At 62.7% G+C, this 17,617-nt stretch carries 18 protein-coding genes and 1 pseudogene; 11 read left to right on the top strand and 8 right to left on the bottom strand.

Annotation, left to right across the window (positions count from 1 at the left end; translation table 11 throughout):
• Nucleotides 1–11: 11 nt before the first annotated feature.
• The 3 genes from ACQ4W7_RS08450 to ACQ4W7_RS08440 form a co-directional block, all read right to left on the bottom strand.
• A protein-coding gene (locus ACQ4W7_RS08450) for an IS5 family transposase (RefSeq protein WP_436529762.1) occupies nucleotides 12–807 on the bottom strand; the annotation gives its coding sequence in 2 pieces (ribosomal slippage) (nucleotides 12–546 and nucleotides 545–807; 798 coding nt in all).
• Between the two features lie 203 nt (nucleotides 808–1,010).
• Entirely contained in the window at nucleotides 1,011–2,144 is a 1,134-nt protein-coding gene (locus ACQ4W7_RS08445) for a TonB-dependent siderophore receptor (protein WP_436529760.1), read from the bottom strand.
• Nucleotides 2,113–2,937 (bottom strand): TonB-dependent siderophore receptor, encoded by an 825-nt coding sequence (locus ACQ4W7_RS08440; protein ID WP_436529758.1) that lies wholly within the window; start codon nucleotides 2,935–2,937, stop codon nucleotides 2,113–2,115. The genes ACQ4W7_RS08445 and ACQ4W7_RS08440 overlap by 32 nt, the downstream gene beginning before the upstream one ends.
• On the opposite strand from ACQ4W7_RS08440, the gene ACQ4W7_RS08435 reads away from it, so the two are divergent.
• Entirely contained in the window at nucleotides 2,928–3,782 is an 855-nt protein-coding gene (locus tag ACQ4W7_RS08435) for a hypothetical protein (protein ID WP_436529756.1), read from the top strand. The genes ACQ4W7_RS08440 and ACQ4W7_RS08435 overlap by 10 nt on opposite strands.
• Before the next feature lie 3 nt (nucleotides 3,783–3,785).
• Here the strand turns inward: ACQ4W7_RS08435 and ACQ4W7_RS08430 are convergent, their stop codons facing one another.
• From ACQ4W7_RS08430 to ACQ4W7_RS08415, 4 genes are all read right to left on the bottom strand, one after another.
• Nucleotides 3,786–4,184 (bottom strand): bacteriohemerythrin, encoded by a 399-nt coding sequence (locus ACQ4W7_RS08430; protein ID WP_426073039.1) that lies wholly within the window; start codon nucleotides 4,182–4,184, stop codon nucleotides 3,786–3,788.
• A 307-nt stretch (nucleotides 4,185–4,491) separates the two neighbouring features.
• On the bottom strand, nucleotides 4,492–4,647 hold the full coding sequence (locus ACQ4W7_RS08425) for a hypothetical protein (RefSeq protein WP_426073038.1): 156 nt from the start codon (nucleotides 4,645–4,647) through the stop codon (nucleotides 4,492–4,494).
• A gap of 164 nt (nucleotides 4,648–4,811) precedes the next feature.
• Nucleotides 4,812–4,997: a hypothetical protein gene (locus ACQ4W7_RS08420; protein ID WP_070222074.1), complete on the bottom strand. Its 186-nt coding sequence runs from the start codon at nucleotides 4,995–4,997 to the stop codon at nucleotides 4,812–4,814.
• Between the two features lie 2 nt (nucleotides 4,998–4,999).
• Nucleotides 5,000–7,105, bottom strand: coding sequence for a PepSY-associated TM helix domain-containing protein (locus tag ACQ4W7_RS08415; RefSeq protein WP_436529753.1), 2,106 nt, complete (start codon nucleotides 7,103–7,105; stop codon nucleotides 5,000–5,002).
• A gap of 220 nt (nucleotides 7,106–7,325) precedes the next feature.
• Between ACQ4W7_RS08415 and ACQ4W7_RS08410 the strand changes: the two genes are divergently transcribed.
• The 3 genes from ACQ4W7_RS08410 (at nucleotide 7,326) to ACQ4W7_RS08400 (ending at nucleotide 10,820) form a co-directional block, all read left to right on the top strand.
• Nucleotides 7,326–8,426, top strand: a complete 1,101-nt coding sequence (locus ACQ4W7_RS08410) for a branched-chain amino acid aminotransferase (RefSeq protein ID WP_426073036.1) — start codon at nucleotides 7,326–7,328, stop codon at nucleotides 8,424–8,426.
• A 155-nt stretch (nucleotides 8,427–8,581) separates the two neighbouring features.
• On the top strand, nucleotides 8,582–9,298 hold the full coding sequence (locus ACQ4W7_RS08405; RefSeq protein ID WP_436529751.1) for a ribonuclease T2 family protein: 717 nt from the start codon (nucleotides 8,582–8,584) through the stop codon (nucleotides 9,296–9,298).
• A 106-nt stretch (nucleotides 9,299–9,404) separates the two neighbouring features.
• A complete protein-coding gene (locus ACQ4W7_RS08400) occupies nucleotides 9,405–10,820 on the top strand; it encodes an MFS transporter (RefSeq protein ID WP_436529749.1) in 1,416 nt (471 codons plus the stop codon).
• Between the two features lie 10 nt (nucleotides 10,821–10,830).
• Here the strand turns inward: ACQ4W7_RS08400 and ACQ4W7_RS08395 are convergent.
• Nucleotides 10,831–12,463, bottom strand: a pseudogene (locus ACQ4W7_RS08395) (acyl-CoA synthetase).
• Nucleotides 12,464–12,590: 127 nt separating this feature from the next.
• Here ACQ4W7_RS08395 and ACQ4W7_RS08390 point away from each other — a divergent pair.
• The 7 genes from ACQ4W7_RS08390 to ACQ4W7_RS08360 all read left to right on the top strand — a co-directional run bounded on the left by ACQ4W7_RS08390 (nucleotide 12,591) and on the right by ACQ4W7_RS08360 (nucleotide 17,531).
• A complete protein-coding gene (locus ACQ4W7_RS08390; protein ID WP_426073032.1) occupies nucleotides 12,591–13,292 on the top strand; it encodes a Crp/Fnr family transcriptional regulator in 702 nt (233 codons plus the stop codon).
• A 62-nt stretch (nucleotides 13,293–13,354) separates the two neighbouring features.
• On the top strand, nucleotides 13,355–13,978 hold the full coding sequence (locus tag ACQ4W7_RS08385) for a helix-turn-helix domain-containing protein (RefSeq protein WP_426073031.1): 624 nt from the start codon (nucleotides 13,355–13,357) through the stop codon (nucleotides 13,976–13,978).
• Nucleotides 13,979–13,986: 8 nt separating this feature from the next.
• Nucleotides 13,987–14,385, top strand: coding sequence for a DUF2946 domain-containing protein (locus ACQ4W7_RS08380; RefSeq protein ID WP_426073030.1), 399 nt, complete (start codon nucleotides 13,987–13,989; stop codon nucleotides 14,383–14,385).
• 63 nt (nucleotides 14,386–14,448) lie between these two features.
• On the top strand, nucleotides 14,449–15,045 hold the full coding sequence (locus ACQ4W7_RS08375) for an SCO family protein (RefSeq protein WP_436529746.1): 597 nt from the start codon (nucleotides 14,449–14,451) through the stop codon (nucleotides 15,043–15,045).
• An 18-nt stretch (nucleotides 15,046–15,063) separates the two neighbouring features.
• Entirely contained in the window at nucleotides 15,064–15,534 is a 471-nt protein-coding gene (locus ACQ4W7_RS08370; RefSeq protein ID WP_426073028.1) for a copper chaperone PCu(A)C, read from the top strand.
• A 114-nt stretch (nucleotides 15,535–15,648) separates the two neighbouring features.
• Nucleotides 15,649–16,326 carry a TetR/AcrR family transcriptional regulator gene (locus tag ACQ4W7_RS08365; protein ID WP_436529744.1) on the top strand — a complete coding sequence of 226 codons (678 nt, stop codon included), beginning with the start codon at nucleotides 15,649–15,651 and terminating at the stop codon, nucleotides 16,324–16,326.
• Nucleotides 16,323–17,531, top strand: a complete 1,209-nt coding sequence (locus ACQ4W7_RS08360; RefSeq protein WP_436529742.1) for a multidrug effflux MFS transporter — start codon at nucleotides 16,323–16,325, stop codon at nucleotides 17,529–17,531. Before ACQ4W7_RS08365 ends, ACQ4W7_RS08360 begins: the two co-directional genes overlap by 4 nt.
• Nucleotides 17,532–17,617: the final 86 nt, after the last annotated feature.

Below are 17,617 nucleotides of genomic sequence, written 5' to 3'. Positions count from 1 at the left end.
TTAGAACTTGTTCATGATCTCCTGAGCAGCATCGCCAGGAAAGCCAGGTGGATGAACTGCAAGCTGGTGTTAAGCCATCGTTCGCAGTTTTTCCACAGTCGCCTGTTTTTTTCCAACCAGGCGAAGCTGCGCTCGACCACCCAGCGCTTGGGTATCACTGCGAACTTGTGCAATTCACTGCGTTTGGCAATCTGCACCGTGACCGCCTCGCCCAAGGTTTCCTGCACACCTTGGGCAAAGGGCTGGCCCACATAACCGCTGTCGGCCAGCACGCTTTGCACTTTATCCAGGCTGCCTTTGCAACGCTGCATCGCCTGCAGTGCTCCTTTGCGGTCCGTCACCTCGGCCGTCGTCACGGCAATGGCATGGGGTAGCCCCTGTGTGTCCACACCGATGTGGCGCTTGATGCCTGAAACCTTTTTGCCCGCGTCGTAACCCTTGCTACCGGCCGTGTCGGTATTTTTCACGCTTTGTGCGTCAACGATCAACAGCGTCGGCTTGGCGCTGCGCTCCAGTCTCTCGCGGGCCGCGCCAACCTGATTTTTTTAATGCCCGTTCCAGCACGCTGATACCGTGCTGGTCGGGCTCGCTCCATTTGGCAAAGTACGAATGCACCGTCCTCCATTTCGGAAAATCCCTTGGTAGCATCCTCCACTGGCAGCCACTGCGCAGCAGATATAGCACCGCGCAGAACACTTCGTACAAGTCCACCGTGGTCGGTTTCGTGCGTTTCCTCACGCTTTGCAGCAGCGGTAGGATTTCTTCAAACTTTTCTCGACTGATGTCGCTGGCGTAAGGTTTTCTCATCCCGCCATTATCCGGCTATTCGGATAGATTGTGAACACGTTCTTAGAGCCTATTCCAGTAGATGAATACATCCCCTGCTGGCGCCCCTCAGAAGCGGGGACTGCGTTGATCGTCGTCGCGTGGCTCGCCACGCGTCCTCCTCACGCCTTGTCCGCGCTCCTGATGAACTGGCAGCAGAAGACGCTCACTACTGGGATAGGCTCTTAAAACGTCGTGCGCACGGCCAGGCTGATGTTGCGCGGTTCGCCCCAGAATACGCCGTCGAAGAAGCCCACGTTGCGGTAGTATTGCTTGTCGAGCAGGTTGTTGACGTTCAACTGCACGCTGGCATGCTTGTTGAGCGCATAGCTGGCCATGGCGTTGACCAGCGTATAGCCCGCTTGCGGGATATTCGTCATCTCGCTTGACGGCGGGCGGCCGTACCACGATTCGCTGTAGATGGCGCTTTGCGCCGTCATGCTGGCGCCCGCTTTCAGACCTGCCAGACGGCCGTCGAAGCGGTAGCTGGTGGCCAGGCGCAGCAAATGGCGCGGCTGCGTGGTGGCGGCGCGGCGGCCATCGGCCTCGGCCGCGTGCAGATAGGTATAGCCGCCGCTGGCTTCCCAGGCGGGCGACAACTGGCCGGAAACGTCGAACTCGACGCCCTTGGCTGTCACGCCGGCGCCATTCGCCACCATGGCCTGGCCGCCGTCGGGCAGCAAAAAGCCGGGCGGCACGCTGCGGTCCAGTTCCGCCAGATTCTTTTTCTTCGTGTGGAACAGGGCGACCGACGCGTTCAGCTTGCCTTCATAAAATTCGCCCTTGATGCCCAGTTCCGCATTGTTGCCCGTTTCCGGCGCCAGGAACTTGTTGTTGCGGTCCTTGCTCGATTGCGGGTTAAACAGCTGCGTGAAGCTGGCGTAGGCCGAATATTGCTTGTTGATATCGAACACGGCGCCCACGTACGGCGTGACTTCATTGCGCGTTTCCACGAAGTCGCCGCTGCCCGTGTATACACCTTGCGTGTTGTAGTTGCGCGTGTCCGTGCGGTAAGTACTGCTGCGCGCGCCGACGATCACGTGTAGCGGGTCGGCCAGGCTCAGGCGCGTGGCCACATAGCCGCCCGTCAGGCGTGTCACGGTTTCCGTGTGCGAGCCGTCCGGGTAAAACACGGGGCGGGGGATGTTGCCCGTCCAGCTGCGGTAATCGGGGATGAATTTCGAGTAATTGATTTTTTCCTTGCCGCCGATGGAACGCTCCTGGCCGTTATTGCCATTCCAGCCGACGATGGCCGTGTGCTTGCGTCCCAGCAAGGTAAATGGCCCGCTAGCGTAAATGTCGAAATTGTCGCTGTTCATTTCGCCTGCACCCCAGGCGCCGTCCACAGTTCCATGCCTTTGCCCGTGGCTGGATCGGGATAACCTTTGCCCGCATGGAGAACAGTGGTGCGGTTCGTGCTTTCCGTGCGCGCATAGCCCAGGTGCAGATTCCAGTTGCCGGGCAGGCGCTGGTACACCGAGGTGAACACCGTGGCTGCTTGTTGGCCCAGCTGCTCCAGGGCGCCGTCCAGCTGGTGTTGCGCGGCAAGTTGGCCAGGCTGCCGTCCGCGTTCCAGTAGGGCACGGCGCCCCAGGTGGCGCCCGTGGGCTGGTTGTCCTGGAAGTCGACTCCGGCTATCAGCAGGGTGCCGGGACGCAAGTCCGCCTCGACGATGAGCATGCCGACGGTCTTGCGTTCGTGATACATATCCAGGTAGGGATCGCGTTTTTGCCAGGCCAGGGCCGTGCGCGCACGCACGCTGCCCTCCGCGTTCAGCGGCGTGGAAAGGTCGGCCTCGACGCGCTGGTCGTCCCAGCGGCCCATGATGAGTCCGGCGCTGGCTTGGAATTCTTTCGTCGGCCGCTTGCGTATCATGTTGATGGTGGCTGACGGGTCGCCCGTGCCGCCCATCAGGCCGGTGGCGCCGCGTACGACCTCGATGCGGTCGTACAGGATCGTGTCTTGCAATGGTGCATTGCCGCCGCGCGCCATGCCATCGGCGTGCGCACCAATAGAGTGCGGCAGGCCAGGAGCGGCGCGCAGGCTGACCTTCTGCGATAATGCAGGCGCTGATAAAATATTTTCCACATTGAAAGAAATGCATGCGTACATGGATCGCTTGTGCCGGATGGTTGTGTGTCGTGTCGCTGGGCCGGGCCCAGGAACACGCGCCGCCGCCGGCTGTTCCCGCGCCGCTGCAAAGCGCCAGCGTGCCGCCCGCCGCCGCTGTTGTGTTGCCACCCCTTGTGCCGTCGCCCCTTGCGCCTGCCACCCCCGCTGCGCCAGCGCAGGACGCCTCGCCATCGCAAACGGTGACGATTACGGCCAACAGCGACGCCAAGGCGCCGCGCATACGTTTCACGGCTTACCGCGAGAGTTATCTGACTGCCAGGAAGGTGTGGCAAGTGTCGAGCGGCAGCGTGGTCATGGCACTGCGCCTGATTCCGGCCAAGCTGAGCGCCACCATCGACGATGTGCGGGTGGCCTTGCAAGGCAATGGCGCCCCCGTGCCGATCAAGGTGTCCGACGGCGGCGTGTTTGTCGTGCCGCTCAACGATGACATTGCCGCGCAAGATGGCACTTTTCTGGTGAACAAGGGCAGGGGCGAGCTGACGGCAAATATCGTCCTCCAGCCGTCCGTGGCGCGCGATGCGTGGAATGTCACGCGCGTGGGGCAAGTCCTGCGCGACGCCCGGCGCGCCGTGCGGGCCATCACGCCGTGGTACAAGCGGCCGTTTGCCAACGATGTGCAATCGCTGGCCTTTTGCGCGGCCGAACGGGGCAGCGCCTTGCGGTTGATGGATGGCGAGCAACTGATCGCCACCTTGCCCATGAACGAGCCAGCCGTCAACGACATCAGCCAGCCCGTGTTTTGCAAGATTTTCGATGGCGAAGACAAATACCCGGGACATTACCGCGTGGTCTTGCCCGAGCTAGCCACGGTGCTGCTGCTGTAGACGTTAGTTCGGTTGGCGCTGCACCAACTCCAGGGCCGCCGCCAGGGCCAGGTCCATGGTGGCCTGGTGAAAGATCAGCCATTGCGGCAAGAGCGAGAGCGCAAGGCGTCCCTGCTCCAGGTCGCCTTCATCGACGGCGGCCCAGGCATGGTGCAAACCGCTGAGCACGCGCGCATGCTGTTCGCGGTGGTTGGCCAGCGAGGGAAAGGAGATTTCTTCCATCAAATCTTCTTCCTCGCGGAAATCGCGTTCGACGGCCGCAATCAGCTCGCGAAATGCCACGCTGAAATGCTGGTCACTCAACTGTCCCAGCCGCGCCAGCTCTTGAAACAGTGCCTCATGCGCCTCGTCGATGGCGGGAACGCCCAGCGCCATCTCATCCTTCCAGTCCGATTTACCCATGCCGATGCTCCCGGTTAAGTCCGTCCCGATGCGAAGCGGACTGTTCCAGTGTGGGCGCAGCGACACTTCAAATCCATGACCTGGATCAAAAATATGGTGAAGAGGGCGAGGGAAACAAGACAAAAACAAATGGATAGAGGAACAAATTTCCACTCTGCAATAAAGCGGTTCTTGACGGTGAATGCCACTAGCAAGCGCCGCTGAAAAACGCCGTTGGCAAGGCGTCTTTGACGCAGACAGTACGCTAGTACGGCAAGTCAAAGCAACGCAGTCAGCGGTGTTTTCTCAGCTGCGCGTCTTGTCTTGCTTATTGCTTGGGCCAATGGCTCCACATGGCGTGCGCATCGACATTGGGTACCTGCAATTGCTGGCCGGCCGACAACTGCATGGCATCCCTCAGCACGAGGGGAGCGAGCAGCAAGGCCGACAAGGCAAGGCAGGCCAGTACTTTAAGCGTCAACATGGTCGTCTCCTGATGAGCCGGTGGCGGCGCGGGGATGCGGCGCCTGCCGGTCACTTCAATCGCGTACGCATATCTTTACTACCATGCTTGCAGTTTAGCTCACCTGGTCGTAACTTCAACTTATTGCTGTGATGCACCGCACCAGATACCGCTCGTGACTGCGCCTATTTCGCCTTGCGGCTGCGCCGTGGCTTGCCTGCTGCGGGCAGGAAAGAGTCGAACCACACTTGCGTCAATTGCCGCGTATTCTTTGCCGCTTCGCGCTTGACGGCGGCCGTGGCGTGACCGCGCGCCGTGTTGGCGATGCGGTTGGCCGCGCTCAGGTACATGCTCATCCAGGGGTTTTTCATGGCTAGCCTCGCAGACAGTGAGTGGAGCGGCAATCGTGCCGCGATGTCCCCACTGTAGTCCGATGGCTGGCGCTGACTGTGCGCTTGCCCACATAGCCGGGCGGCGCCGGGGGCGGACTGATGTAGATCAATACACGTCGCGGCGGTAGCGTCCGGCCGCCAGCAGGGCGTCGAGATCCTTCTGGCCCAGCACTTTGCGCACCCTGCGCGTCGCCATCGCTGCCGTCCGCGTTGCACCCGATGATTTCGGCCAGCGCGCCCGCTTCCCAGGTGGCATCGGCCGGGCCCGTCAACGTGATTTCATGCAGCTCGCCGCCCAGGCTGCCCGGGTTGAGCAGCACGCGGCGCAGCAAACGCCATTCGGCATATGACGCTTCTTCCTGCACGCCGATGGCGTCGATGGCGCTGCCGCTGCAGCGGGCCAATGCCTGCGACCAGTCGGCCAGGGCGGCTGGGTCGTGCTTGTCCACTTCGATCAGGGGGAACAGGGGCGTGGCGCCCAGCGCGCGCAATTGGCGCTCCAGCGCATGGCCAAAGCAGCAGAAGTCGCTGTAGTGGCGGTCGCCCAGTGCCAGCACGCCCACTTCCAGGCTTGCCAGCGGCGTGCCCGCCGTCTGCTGCAACAGGCGCGCGAAGCGGCGCGTGCCGTCCGGCGCTTCGCCTTCGCCAAAGGTGCTGGCGACGATCAGGGCCCGTTCATACTCGCGCAATTGCGCGGGATCAAACCGGTCCAGCGACTGCACATCGACGGCCACGCCCGCCTGCTGCAGGGCGCGCGCGCTTTCCAGCGCCAGGCGTTCGGCCTGGCCCGACTGGCTGGCGTAGGCCACCAGGGTCGGCAAGCCCGTGCCCGTCTTGCCTGGCGTACCGGCGCCCAGCATGGCGCGCTGTGCCTGCACAGCCCGTTTTGCCTTGCGGCGGCCCAGGTACAACATCCAGCCCGTGATGGCGAACAGGGGCAGGCCCAGGCTGGCCACGGTGACGATGATGCGGCCCGGCAAGCCGAAATACGTGCCCATGTGTAGCGGATAAATGATGTTGACGAGGCGCGTCCCCAGTCCCTGCTGTTTGTACGGTTCGTTTTCCGTGACCGTGCCGTTGGCCGGTGCAATGCGCATGCGGCTGCGCGCCCGCTCGTGCGGCGCATCGCTGGCCAGCCAGGTGAATTGCACGGCTTCGCCGGCGCGCGTGGGCAGGCGCACGCTGGCCAGGGTCCAGCCGGGGGCGTGCTGCTGGAAGCTGCTCCAGGCCAGGCTGAGGTCGACGGCCGGCGCCTTCTCCTTGGCCTGGCCTTTTTTACCCGGCACCTGCGCCACTCTAGGCGGCTTGCCGGCCCAGGCGTCGATATTGTCGCGCACCACGTCATAGCTCCAGTAAATGCCCGTCAGGGTCAGGGCCACGTAGACGAGCAGGCACCAGGTGCCGGCCACGGCGTGCAAATTCCACAGGAAGGAGCGGCCTTTCAGGGCCGGGTCGACAGTCAGCCAGGTGCGCCAGTCCAGCGGGCGGCGGGGCCAGCGCAGATACAGGCCCGACAGTGCCAGGCCCAGCAGGCACAGGGCCAGCGCGCCCGCCACTTGCCGGCCCGGATCGCGGGGCAGCAGCAGCCAGCGGTGCAATGATTCCGTCCACTCGAAAAATCCCTCCCCCGCCAGCGCCGGCTGGGTGGCGCCCGTGTACGGTTGCACATAAATGGACTCGCCACGCCGCTGGCCGTTCTTCGGCGCGAAGAACAGCCGGGGAGCAGCGCCCGCCTGTGCATACACGGTGATGGACGCCACGCGCTGGCCGTGTTCCGATGCGGCGATGCTGGCCAACTGGGCCGGCGTCAGCGGCGCGCGTGTTTCCACGGGCACATCGCGCACGCCGGGGTTCATGACATCGAGCAATTCCTCCTTGAAGGCCAGGGTGGCGCCGCTCAAGCCGATGATCACCAGCACCGTGCCGGCCGTGATGCCGATGAACCAATGCAATTGAAACCACACCTGCTTCCAACTCCAATGCCAGCGCCGTTGTTGCGGGGCGGCAAACAGACGCTGCCGGAGGGTTTCCGGCGCCTCGTCGGCGCTGGCGCGCAGCTGGGGTTGTGGAAGGGAGGAGGTCGTCATGAAGCGGCTTTCGATGGCGCCACCAAGCAGGGCGTCAGGCATGGCGGGGAAGAAGGAAGGCTGACATAATAACGCAAACGAGAATCATTCGCAAATGATGGGGCCGCTTTTCGCGGGGCAGGGTCGTCGTCTTGCGCAGCCTCCTGGCCATCCTCGTTTGCCTGATCAGGCGCCATAGGCGCTACAATAGGGATACTGTTCACTAGTTCCCATTGCCGCCATGACCACTTCCACACCGAATCTCGTCGTCACCCCATCCGCCCATCCCTTGTCCGACGCCGAACGCGCCGCGCGCATGGTCAATCCCGCCTTCGGCCGCATCTTCACGGACCACATGGTGGTGATTCCTTACCGCGACGGCAAGTGGCAGCAGGGCGAATTGAAGGCCTACGGCCCTTTGACGCTGGACCCGTCCGCCTCGTCGTTGCACTATGGCCAGGCCATCTTCGAAGGTTATAAAGCGTTTGCCCAGCCCGATGGCAGCATCAAGACTTTCCGTCCAGAACAAAATGCCCAGCGCTTCAACCGCAGCGCCGCGCGCCTGGCCATGCCGGCCATCCCGGTCGAGCTGTTCCTGGAAGCGGGCGACGCGCTGATTGCGCAAGACCGCAACTGGGTGCCGAAGAACACGGGCGAGAGCCTGTATATGCGTCCGCTGATGATCGCCACCGACCCTTACCTGGGCGTGCGTCCTTCGGAAGAATACCTGTTCGTGCTGTTCGCCTCGCCGGCCGGCGCCTATTTCCCGAAAGGCGTGAAACCCGTCACCGTGTGGATCAGCGAAGACTTCGTGCGCGCCGCGCCGGGCGGCACCGGTGAAGCGAAATGCGCGGGCAACTACGCGGCCAGCCTGATGGCCCAGTCGCAAGCGCAAGAGAAGGGTTGCGATCAGGTCGTCTGGCTGGACGCCGTGCACCGCGAATTCATCGAAGAAATGGGTGGCATGAACTTGTTCTTCGTCTACAAGGATGGCGAGAAAGTTACCGTCGTGACGCCGGAACTGACGGGCACCTTGCTGCCAGGGATCACCCGCCGCAGCCTGCTGGACATGGCGAAAGACCTCGGTTATGCCACGGAAGAGCGTAAATTATCCGTCCAGCAATGGCGCGACGACATCGCCTCGGGCCGCATGACCGAAGTGTTCGCCTGCGGCACGGCCGCCGTCATCACGCCGGTGGGTGTGGCCAAGGCGAATGGCTTTGAAATGACCATCAACAATAATGAAAACGGCGCCGTCACCCTGGCCCTGCGCGAAGCGCTGCTGGGCTTGCAGCATGGCACGGCCCCCGATACCCACGGCTGGATGCACACCGTCTGCTAGTCGATGTCACCTGACCAAACCTACTGCGCGTCGCGCTTTGCGACCACAAATCGCTGCCGCTCGCTACGGTTTTGTCAGGTGTCGTGACTGATGTTGTTCGTTTTGACCCCGCCGGCACTTTGTTGCCGGCGTTTTTATATCTTGAAGGAAACTCGATGAAAATTCGCTCTCTCTTGCCTGCCTTTGCCGTCCTGTTCCTCAGCCTGTCGGCCGGCGCCGTCCACGCGGCCGACGCCACCTGCGCGATTCCCCGCACCGTCAGCTACGTCGATTATGACGTCAAGCCGTCGGACGAGAAAAACACCTGCTACAAGCAAAGCACCAACGTCCCCACCGATTACTTCATGCTGGCGTTGTCGTGGTCGCCCGGCTTTTGCGACAGCCAGCGCCGCCGTGGCGAAGTGTCGAAAAAGGCCGCTTTCCAGTGCGCCGAGAGTAACCACTTCGGCTGGATCGTGCATGGCCTGTGGGCGCAGTCCAATAATCCGACCACGTGCGACGACATTTCCGTGACGCCGCCGCGCAAGACGGAGCTGCACCCGCGCTACTGCAAGGGCAATTTGCCGAAGCTGGCGCCGTCCGACATCTTGCCGTATATGTGCATGCAGCCCGGTGAAGCCTTGCTGCAGGGCGAATGGGAAAAGCATGGCGCCTGCGATTTCGATACGGCCAAGCAGTATTTCGAGAAGGAACGTGCACTGTTCCAGGCCTTGAAGTTGCCGGACAGCACCATGCCGAAGAATGAGCTGTTCCAGTGGATGAAACAGCACAACCCGCAGCTGAAGGGCCGCTGGCTCGGCTATGAAAAGCACTCGGGCGAATTGCGCATCTGTTATTCGAAAGAATTCAAGGTCATCGACTGCCAAAAGTGATGGGCATTGCTTGCCCGGCAGAGTCTGTCCATCCATGCTAGTGTCTTGCCTGCGGCATGCTGTGCCGCCCCGGACGGGCTAGACGAACAGGCAATGTGAATGAGTCATGATGAAGCAGCAGAATAGCGTGCAAGCCAGGGCGCAGCCCTTCCTCGTGGGCGAGGACGGCTTGCCGCCCGGTGCCCGTTTATGGGCCATGCTGGCGCTGGCTATCGGTGTTGGCATGGCCTCGCTCGATACGGCGATTGCCAACACTGCCTTGCCGGCCATCGCCAGCGTGCTGCATACGACGCCGGCCGCCTCCGTCTGGATCGTGAATGTGTATCAACTGGCCATGGTGGCGACCCTGCTGCCGTTTTCCGCCCTCGGTGAAATCGCCGGCTACCGGCGCGTGTTTATCTCCGGTATGTTCCTGTTTACTTTGGCCTCGCTCGCCTGCGCGCTGGCCTGGTCCTTGCCGTCGCTGGTGGTGGCAAGGCTGTTTCAAGGCGTCGGAGCCAGCGCCATGATGAGCGTCAATACGGCGCTGCTGCGCGCCCTGTATCCAAAACACTTGCTGGGACGCGCGTTTGGCAACAATGCGCTGGTGGTCGCTGTCGCGTTCGCCATCGGGCCCACGGCCGCGTCGCTGATCCTGGCGACGGCGTCATGGCCGTGGCTGTTTGCCATCAATGTGCCGCTGGGCGTGCTCGGCTTTTTCCTGGCCAGCCGCATGCTGCCGGCGACAAAACTGTCCGCGCACACGCTCGATGCGCGCACGGCGCTGTACAACGTGGGCGCCTTCGGCTTGCTGATCCTGGTCTTTGGCGACGCCGCCCATCATGCAGCCCTGTCGACCTTGCTGCCGGAATTGCTGGCCGTGGTGGTGTTGTTTGTCTTGCTGCTGCGCCGCCAAGCCGGGCACGCGGCGCCCATGCTGCCCATCGATCTGTTTCGCCGCCCCCTGTTTTTGCTGTCGTCGCTGACGGCCATCTGCACCTTTGCCGCGCAAGGCCTGGCCTTCGTCTCGCTGCCATTCTATTTTGAAGTGACACTGGGCCGTTCGCCCGTCGAGACAGGATTCCTGATGACGCCTTGGGCCGTGCTGGTAGCCGTGATGGCGCCCGTGGCCGGGCGTTTGAGCGACCGTTATTCACCTGGCGTGCTGGGCGGCATCGGCCTGGCGGCGCTGGCCGGCGGCTTGCTGACATTGGTCTGGATACCGGCCCACCCCAGCGCGTTTGACATCGGCTGGCGCATGGCCTTGTGCGGCATCGGTTTCGGCTTTTTTCAGGCGCCCAACCTGAAAGCCATCATGGGCAGCGCGCCGCCCGAGCGGGCAGGCGGCGCCAGCGGCGTGGTGGCCACCTCGCGCCTGATCGGACAAGCCATGGGCGCGGCGCTGGTCGCTTACTGCTTTACGGTTTCCGCCGCCAAAGGCACGACCTACGCGCTGTGCCTGGCGGCAGGGTTCGCCGCCGTGGCCAGCATCGCCAGCTTGTCGCGCCTCGTGGTGGCGCCGTCGGCGGGCAAGCGCGACTGACTGGTATAGCTTAGACGTCGATGGCCTTGTCCGACTGCATGCGCTTGCGCAATTCGAACTTCTGAATCTTGCCTGTCGACGTGCGGGGCAGGGGGCCGAAATAAATGGCTTTCGGCACCTTGAAACCAGCCAGGTTGTTCTTGCAGAAGGCGATCAATTCCGCTTCCGTCACGGTTGCCCCTTCGCGCAGCTCGACGAAGGCGCACGGCGTCTCGCCCCATTTCTCGTCCGGCTGGGCGATGACGGCGGCGGCCAGCACTTGCGGGTGGTGGTACAAGGCGTCCTCGACTTCCACGCTGGAAATATTCTCGCCACCGGAAATGATGATGTCTTTGCTGCGGTCCTTCAGCTTGATATAGCCGTCCGGATACATGACACCGAGGTCGCCCGTGTGGAACCAGCCACCGGCGAACGCTTCCTGCGTCGCGCTTTCATTCTTCAGGTAACCTTTCATGCAGATGTTGCCTCGGAACATGATCTCGCCGATCTGTTCGCCATCGGCCGCCACGGGCTGCATGGTTTCCGGGTCCAGCACGGCGATGGCGCTTTGCAAATGGTAGCGCACGCCCTGGCGCGATTTCAACACGGCCCGTTCTTCTTGCGTCAACGCTGCCCACTCATCCTGCGGCGCAGATGGCGGCCGGGCCGTACACTTCCGTCAAGCCATACGAGTGGATCAGATCGAAACCCATGGCTTCGATTTTCGCCACCATGGCCGCTGGCGGCGGCGCGCCAGCCACCATGCCGCGCACGGTCCAATCGATGCCGTCGCGCCAGTTGGCGGGCGCGTTGGCCAGGGCCGCGTGCACGATGGGCGCCGCGCAATAGTGGGTGATGCGCAATGCGCGCATCAGGTCGAACACGAGCTTGGGCTCGAACTTGCGCAGGCACACGTTGACGCCGGCGCGCGCGGCGATGGTCCACGGGAAGCACCAGCCATTGCAGTGGAACATGGGCAAGGTCCACAGGTAGACGGCATGCTTGGGCATGTCCCATTCCAGGATGTTCGACAGGGCATTCAGGGCCGCGCCCCGGTGGTGGTAGACCACGCCTTTCGGGTCGCCCGTGGTGCCGGACGTGTAGTTGAGGGCGATGGCATCCCATTCGTCCGCCGGCGGCTGCCAGTCGTAATCGGGGTCGCCGCTGGCCAGCAAGCTTTCATAGTCGAGGTCGGAAAAAGCCTCCACTTCCGGTCCCAGCACATCGTTGACCTGGATCACGCGCAAGCCGGGAATCTGCGCCGCCATCTGGCGCGCCAGCTCGGCAAATTCCGTGTCGGCCAGCAGTACCTTGGCGTGGCCATGGCGCAGCATGAAAGTCAAGGAGGCCAGGTCGAGGCGGATATTCAGGGCATTGAGGACGGCGCCGGCCATCGGGACGCCAAAGCTCGCTTCCACCATGGCGGGCGTGTTCGGCAGCATCACGGCCACCGTGTCACCCGTGCCCACGCCCAGCTTGACGAGGCCGGAGGCCAGGCGGCGCGTGCGCGCATACGTTTCGCGCCAGCTCTGGCGCACGGCGCCATGTGCAATTGCCAGGCGATTGCCATATACTGCGGCTGCCCTGGCGATATAGTCGAGCGGGGTGAGCGCCGCGTAATTGGCGCTGTTTTTGCCGAGACCGGTGTTGAAATCAGGTGTCATGCTTGTCTCCTGGTAAGTAATATTGGTGCTGGAATTCTCTAGCTCCCTGTTTCGGGATTGATACCGGCTAGCATAGCACTGGCGCTTGAAAATCACTGTCATCTTAGTGACAGGTCTGAAGGATGGAATGGATAGCAACGATAGTGTAGGCCGTGCGGTGCCCGAACTCGATAGCCACGACTGGTTCACCGCCCTTGATGCCCGGCATCAGGCCCTGTTGCGCGCCGGCAGCGTGATCCGGCATTACGAGGCGGGCGCCTTCATCACGCGACGCGGCGAACCGTCGCTGCACTGGCTCGGCGTGCACACGGGCTTGATCAAGCTGGCCGTCTACAATGCCGATGGGCGCGGCGCCACGTTTTCCGGCGTGCCGGCGGGCGGCTGGTGCGGCGAGGGCAGCGTGCTGAAGCGCGAACTGCGCCGCTACGACGTGGTGGCCGTGCGCGCCGCGAACATCATCCTGGTGCCGGTGGACCTGTTTCATCTGCTGCTGGCCGAGAGCCTCTCCTTCAATGCCTTCGTCATCCGCCAATTGAACGAACGCATGGGGCAATTCATCGCCACCATCCAGAACCAGCGCCTGCTGGCCGTCGATGCGCAAGTGGCGCAAGCCATCGCGCAGCTGTTCCATCCCATGTTATATCCGCGCACTTCCAGCGTGCTTGAGCTGTCGCAGGAAGAAATCGGCTTGCTGACCGGCATTTCGCGCCAGCGGGTGAACCTGGCCTTGGGGCGACTCGCCGAATTAAAACTGATCAGCATCGCCTATCAATCCATCCGCGTGGTGGACCTGGACGGTTTGCGCCGCTATGGCGTGGCGTCGCTGTGATGACAGACTGTTTGCGCGATGTGTGGCATGCTGACGGCTCGTTTACTACATTGACTTGACGCATGGCCCTCGTTTCCGATCATCCCTTGCACTTGCTGGGCTTGCGCTTTCCGCTCAGGCTGCGCGTCACCGTGCGCCAGGGTTTTGTGACTTTGCATAATGAAATCACCACCAAGAAACTGGGCAGCGGCGACAGTTTTGTCGTGCCCGCTTTTTTGCGCTTCGCCTGCGACGTGATGCCGGGGCGCGGCAAGCCGGCCGTGTTCACCCTGGCGCTGGAAGAGGATGACGCGCAGGCAGGCCATGGCGGCGGCAAGCGCTGGAGCCAGGCGCTGGCGCAGCACATCTTTGATACGCCGCAAGGCAAATGGACGTCGGCGCGTCTGGCGGCCTTGTGGCAAGTGACACCGCACAAGGCCAGGGCGCGCCTGTTTGCCGAGGGCGAGGCATTGCTCAGCCTGGTGCGCGAACAGCGCCTGGCACATGCGCTGCACACGGCGGCGCAAGCGTGCGCCGATGGAGACAACGGCGAACGCGACCTGGCGCAAGTGGCGGCCGGCTCCGGCTTTGCCTCGATCCCCGCGTTTTGCGACGCCTGCGTGGACGTGGCGGGCGTGCGCCCCAGCCTGTTCCTGCGCGGCCAGGCGGGCGCGCTTGCGCAACGCGAAAGCCATACTCCGCTATAATCGGCGGCATGGGATCATTCTTCAAGCGCAAACAGTGGCATATGTGGTTCGCCTGCCTGGCGATACTGCTCAATGCGCTGTCGCCGTCCCTGTCGTATGCGTTTGCCTCGCTGCACGCGAACGCGAACAACGCCGCCGTCGAAATTTGCTCGGCCAGCGGCGCCGTCTATACGCAAGCCGACCTGGCGTCGGCCGTCAAATCCACCACCGATTCCGTACTGCACCACATCGAGCATTGCCCGTTCTGCATGAGCCACGCGGGCAGCGTGGGCTTGCCGCCATCGTCATCCTCGCCGCTGGCCGTCATCACGGGCCACGATCTGTATCCGCCCCTGTTTTACCAAGCGCCGCGCGCGCCGTTCGCGTGGCTGGGCGCCAGCCCGCGCGGCCCGCCTTTGGTTGCCTGACGCACCAGTCACGCCTTTTACATCCTCACTTGTATCAACTACGCCCATTGGGCCGGAATTACCATGAAACGTCGTCTTTTCCTTCTCGCCGGCACGGCGGGATTGCTTACGCTTGCCGCTTGCGAACAAGCACCGAAACCCCATTACAACGGCCTCGACTTGACGGGGAGCGATTACAAGCCCGACTTCACATTGAGCGGCCCCGACGGCAAGGTGTATACCCTGGCCGACTTCAAGGGCAAGTACGTGATGGTCTTCTTTGGCTTCACGCAATGCCCGGACGTCTGCCCGACGGCCCTGTCGCGCGCGCTGGAAATCCGCCAGAAACTGGGTGCCGATGGGGATAAACTGCAAGTGATCTTCATCAGCATCGATCCCGAGCGCGACACGCCCGAGTTGCTGGGCGAGTACATGCGCGCCTTCGACCCCAGCTTCCTGGGCTTGCGCACGGACCCGCAGGCGACGGCGCAGACGGCCTTCAACTACAAGGTCTTTTACCGCCGCGTGCCGAGCGGCAGTTCCTATACGATGGATCACACGGCCATCAGCTATGTGCTCGATACCGAGGGACGCATGCGCCTGGGCTTGAAACACCAGTTGACGGGCGACGAGTGCGTGCAAGACATCAAGACCCTGATGAAATCGAAATACACCTTATAACCATACCGAGGAATGATCATGACCCATTTGAAAACCCTGCTGGCCACGACCCTGACCGTGCTGTCCTTCTCCGCCGCTGCCCAGACTTCCGTGCAAATTACCGACCCGTGGGTGCGCGCCACCGTGCCGCAGCAAAAAGCCACGGGCGCCTTCATGCAGATCACGGCGCCAAAAGCCATGCGCCTGCTGGAAGTGCGCTCGCCCGTGGCCGGCGTGGCGGAAATCCATGAAATGAGCATGACGGACAATATGATGCGCATGCGCCAGGTCAAGGAAATCGCCTTGCCAGCCGGAAAAGCCGTCGAACTGAAGCCGGGCGGCTACCACGTGATGCTGCTGGACCTCAAGGGCCAGGTGAAGGCGGGCGACAAGATTCCGCTGACCCTGGTCGTCGAAGGCGAAGACAAGCGCCGCGAAACCATCGAAGTCAATGCCGTGGCCCGTCCGCTGGGTACTGCGTCGGCCCCGATGCCGGCGATGAAACACTAAGCTGCTATACCGTTGAAAAGCCCGGTTCGCCGGGCTGCGCCCGTTTGAAAGTTAAACAGCTGTTTGATACAATGCTGAAGAATATTAAACAGCTGTTTAAATAATGGAAATGGCATGCCAGAAGAGAAAGAAAGCGAACCGGCACGCACGCGCATCCTGCAGGCGGCGGTCCAGCTGTTTGCCGACGAAGGCTACAAGCTTGCATCCGTACGCAGGATATGTGTAGCGGCCCACGTCAACGTGGCGATGGTCAACTATTATTTTCATGGCAAGGAAGAGCTGTACCTGGCCGCCTTCGACCATGCGCGCGCGCTGGCGCGTGCCTCGGCCGCCGACGTGGCTGCCGCCAGCGCGCAGGCACAGCTGCCGCCCATGGAACAGTTGCGCCTGGCCATCGAGGCGCTGGTGTCCGATATGCTGCGCTCCGGTTCGGCATCGCTGTTCAGCCGCCTGGTAGCGCGCGAATTGATCGAACCGACGGCCGCCATCCACAAGCTGGCCGAGCGCAATGTGCGCCCGCAGCACACCCTGTTCACGGGCTTGATCCGTGGCGTGGTGGGGAAGGCCATGCCGGACGAGGTGGTGCAGAAATGCGTGTTCAGCGTAATTGGTCAGGCCGTGTTCTATGCCCGTTCGCGCATCGTGCATGAACTGGTGGCGCCGGAAATTACCTATGACGAGGCGGGCATCGCCAGCATCGCGCAGCATGTCGTCGCGTTCTCGCTGGCAGCCCTGGCTGGCTTGCGCCGCCAATATGACGCGCAAGACAAGCAAGCGCAGGTGCGTGCATGAAGGCGCGCAAGCTGACCCTGGTGCTGGCCGGGCTGGCCATGCTGGGGCCGTTCGCCACCGATACCTTCTTGCCATCGTTTCCCGCGATCGGCACGCATTTCGACGTCAGCAGCGTGCTGGTGCAGCAGACTCTGAGCGTCTACCTGGCCGCCTATGCCTTCATGACCTTGTTCTACGGCACCTTGTCCGACTCGTTCGGCCGCCGTCCCGTGATTCTCGCCTCGCTGCTGATCTTCGCCGTCGGCTCCATCGGCGCCGCGTTTGCGCCCAGCTTTGGCTGGTTGCTGTTCTTCCGCGGCATGCAGGGCGCCTCGGCGGGAGCGGGCAGGGTCATCGGCCAAGCCATCGTGCGCGACACCCTGTCGGGCGCGGCCGCGCAAAAGATGCTGGCCAACATCATGATGGTGTTCGGCATCGCGCCCGCCATCGCCCCTGTCATCGGCGGCTGGCTGCATGTGGCCTATGGTTGGCAATCGACGTTCGTGTTCACGTTTTCCGTCACCGTGCTGCTATTGCTGGCCTGCCTGAAAGGCTTGCCGGAAAGTTTATCTGCCGAGCAACGCCAGCCTTTCCACCCAGGTAGCATCGCGCGCAATTACTGGCTGGCGCTGCGCCACCGGGCTTTTCTCTTGCGTTCGCTGGCCGTGGCCTTTGCCTTTGGCGGCTTCGCCCTGTACATCGCGTCGGCCCCGCACTTCATTTTGGAATTGCTGCGTCTGCCGGAAACGGCGTTTGGCTGGATGTTCATCCCCATGGTGGCGGGTTTGGTGCTGGGTTCGGCGCTGTCGGGCAAGCTGGCCCATGCCGTGAAAAGCACCGTGCTGGTGCGCTGGGGCTTGCTGGCCATGGCGGCCACGGGCGCGCTCAACATCGCTTACAACCACTGGTTCGCGGCCAGCATCCCGTTCGCCGTCGTGCCCGTCATGCTGTACGCCTTCGGCATGTCGCTGGCCTTGCCGGGCATGACCATGTCGACGCTCGATATTTTCCCGCAGATGCGGGGCTTGGCGGCGTCCTTGCAAAATTTCGTGCAAATGCTGGTGTTTGCGCTGGTGTCCGGTTTTGTCGCACCGTTGCTGTTCGACAGCGCGTTCAAGCTGGCGCTGGGGCAGGCGTCGGCCGTGGTGCTGGCCGCCGTGTTCTGGTGGCTGGGCAGCCGCCAGGTGGCGGGGCAGGGCGCATCTGCAATTATCAAAACAACATGACAGGCCCTGGAAAAGAGTGGCATGCTTCCTGCTTTGTTACACTGTGACAATCAGACTCCCGCTGCGGGCACAGCAGCACGCGCGGG

Source organism: Janthinobacterium algoris (assembly GCF_051380935.1).
GTDB lineage: Bacteria > Pseudomonadota > Gammaproteobacteria > Burkholderiales > Burkholderiaceae_D > Janthinobacterium.
This window is presented reverse-complemented; position numbering and strand designations above follow the sequence as displayed.

Excerpts from the sequence above, each read along its gene's own strand:
- ACQ4W7_RS08410 (WP_426073036.1), top strand. The coding sequence starts at position 7,326 with ATGACCACTTCCACACCGAATCTCGTCGTCACCCCATCCGCCCATCCC.
- ACQ4W7_RS08440 (WP_436529758.1), bottom strand. The coding sequence starts at position 2,937 with ATGTACGCATGCATTTCTTTCAATGTGGAAAATATTTTATCAGCGCCT.
- ACQ4W7_RS08385 (WP_426073031.1), top strand. The coding sequence starts at position 13,355 with ATGGCCCTCGTTTCCGATCATCCCTTGCACTTGCTGGGCTTGCGCTTT.
- ACQ4W7_RS08375 (WP_436529746.1), top strand. The coding sequence starts at position 14,449 with ATGAAACGTCGTCTTTTCCTTCTCGCCGGCACGGCGGGATTGCTTACG.
- ACQ4W7_RS08430 (WP_426073039.1), bottom strand. The coding sequence starts at position 4,184 with ATGGGTAAATCGGACTGGAAGGATGAGATGGCGCTGGGCGTTCCCGCC.
- ACQ4W7_RS08435 (WP_436529756.1), top strand. The coding sequence starts at position 2,928 with ATGCGTACATGGATCGCTTGTGCCGGATGGTTGTGTGTCGTGTCGCTG.
- ACQ4W7_RS08400 (WP_436529749.1), top strand. The coding sequence starts at position 9,405 with ATGATGAAGCAGCAGAATAGCGTGCAAGCCAGGGCGCAGCCCTTCCTC.
- ACQ4W7_RS08390 (WP_426073032.1), top strand. The coding sequence starts at position 12,591 with ATGGATAGCAACGATAGTGTAGGCCGTGCGGTGCCCGAACTCGATAGC.
- ACQ4W7_RS08415 (WP_436529753.1), bottom strand. The coding sequence starts at position 7,105 with ATGACGACCTCCTCCCTTCCACAACCCCAGCTGCGCGCCAGCGCCGAC.
- ACQ4W7_RS08405 (WP_436529751.1), top strand. The coding sequence starts at position 8,582 with ATGAAAATTCGCTCTCTCTTGCCTGCCTTTGCCGTCCTGTTCCTCAGC.
- ACQ4W7_RS08380 (WP_426073030.1), top strand. The coding sequence starts at position 13,987 with ATGGGATCATTCTTCAAGCGCAAACAGTGGCATATGTGGTTCGCCTGC.
- ACQ4W7_RS08370 (WP_426073028.1), top strand. The coding sequence starts at position 15,064 with ATGACCCATTTGAAAACCCTGCTGGCCACGACCCTGACCGTGCTGTCC.
- ACQ4W7_RS08445 (WP_436529760.1), bottom strand. The coding sequence starts at position 2,144 with ATGAACAGCGACAATTTCGACATTTACGCTAGCGGGCCATTTACCTTG.
- ACQ4W7_RS08425 (WP_426073038.1), bottom strand. The coding sequence starts at position 4,647 with ATGTTGACGCTTAAAGTACTGGCCTGCCTTGCCTTGTCGGCCTTGCTG.
- ACQ4W7_RS08420 (WP_070222074.1), bottom strand. The coding sequence starts at position 4,997 with ATGAAAAACCCCTGGATGAGCATGTACCTGAGCGCGGCCAACCGCATC.
- ACQ4W7_RS08365 (WP_436529744.1), top strand. The coding sequence starts at position 15,649 with ATGCCAGAAGAGAAAGAAAGCGAACCGGCACGCACGCGCATCCTGCAG.
- ACQ4W7_RS08360 (WP_436529742.1), top strand. The coding sequence starts at position 16,323 with ATGAAGGCGCGCAAGCTGACCCTGGTGCTGGCCGGGCTGGCCATGCTG.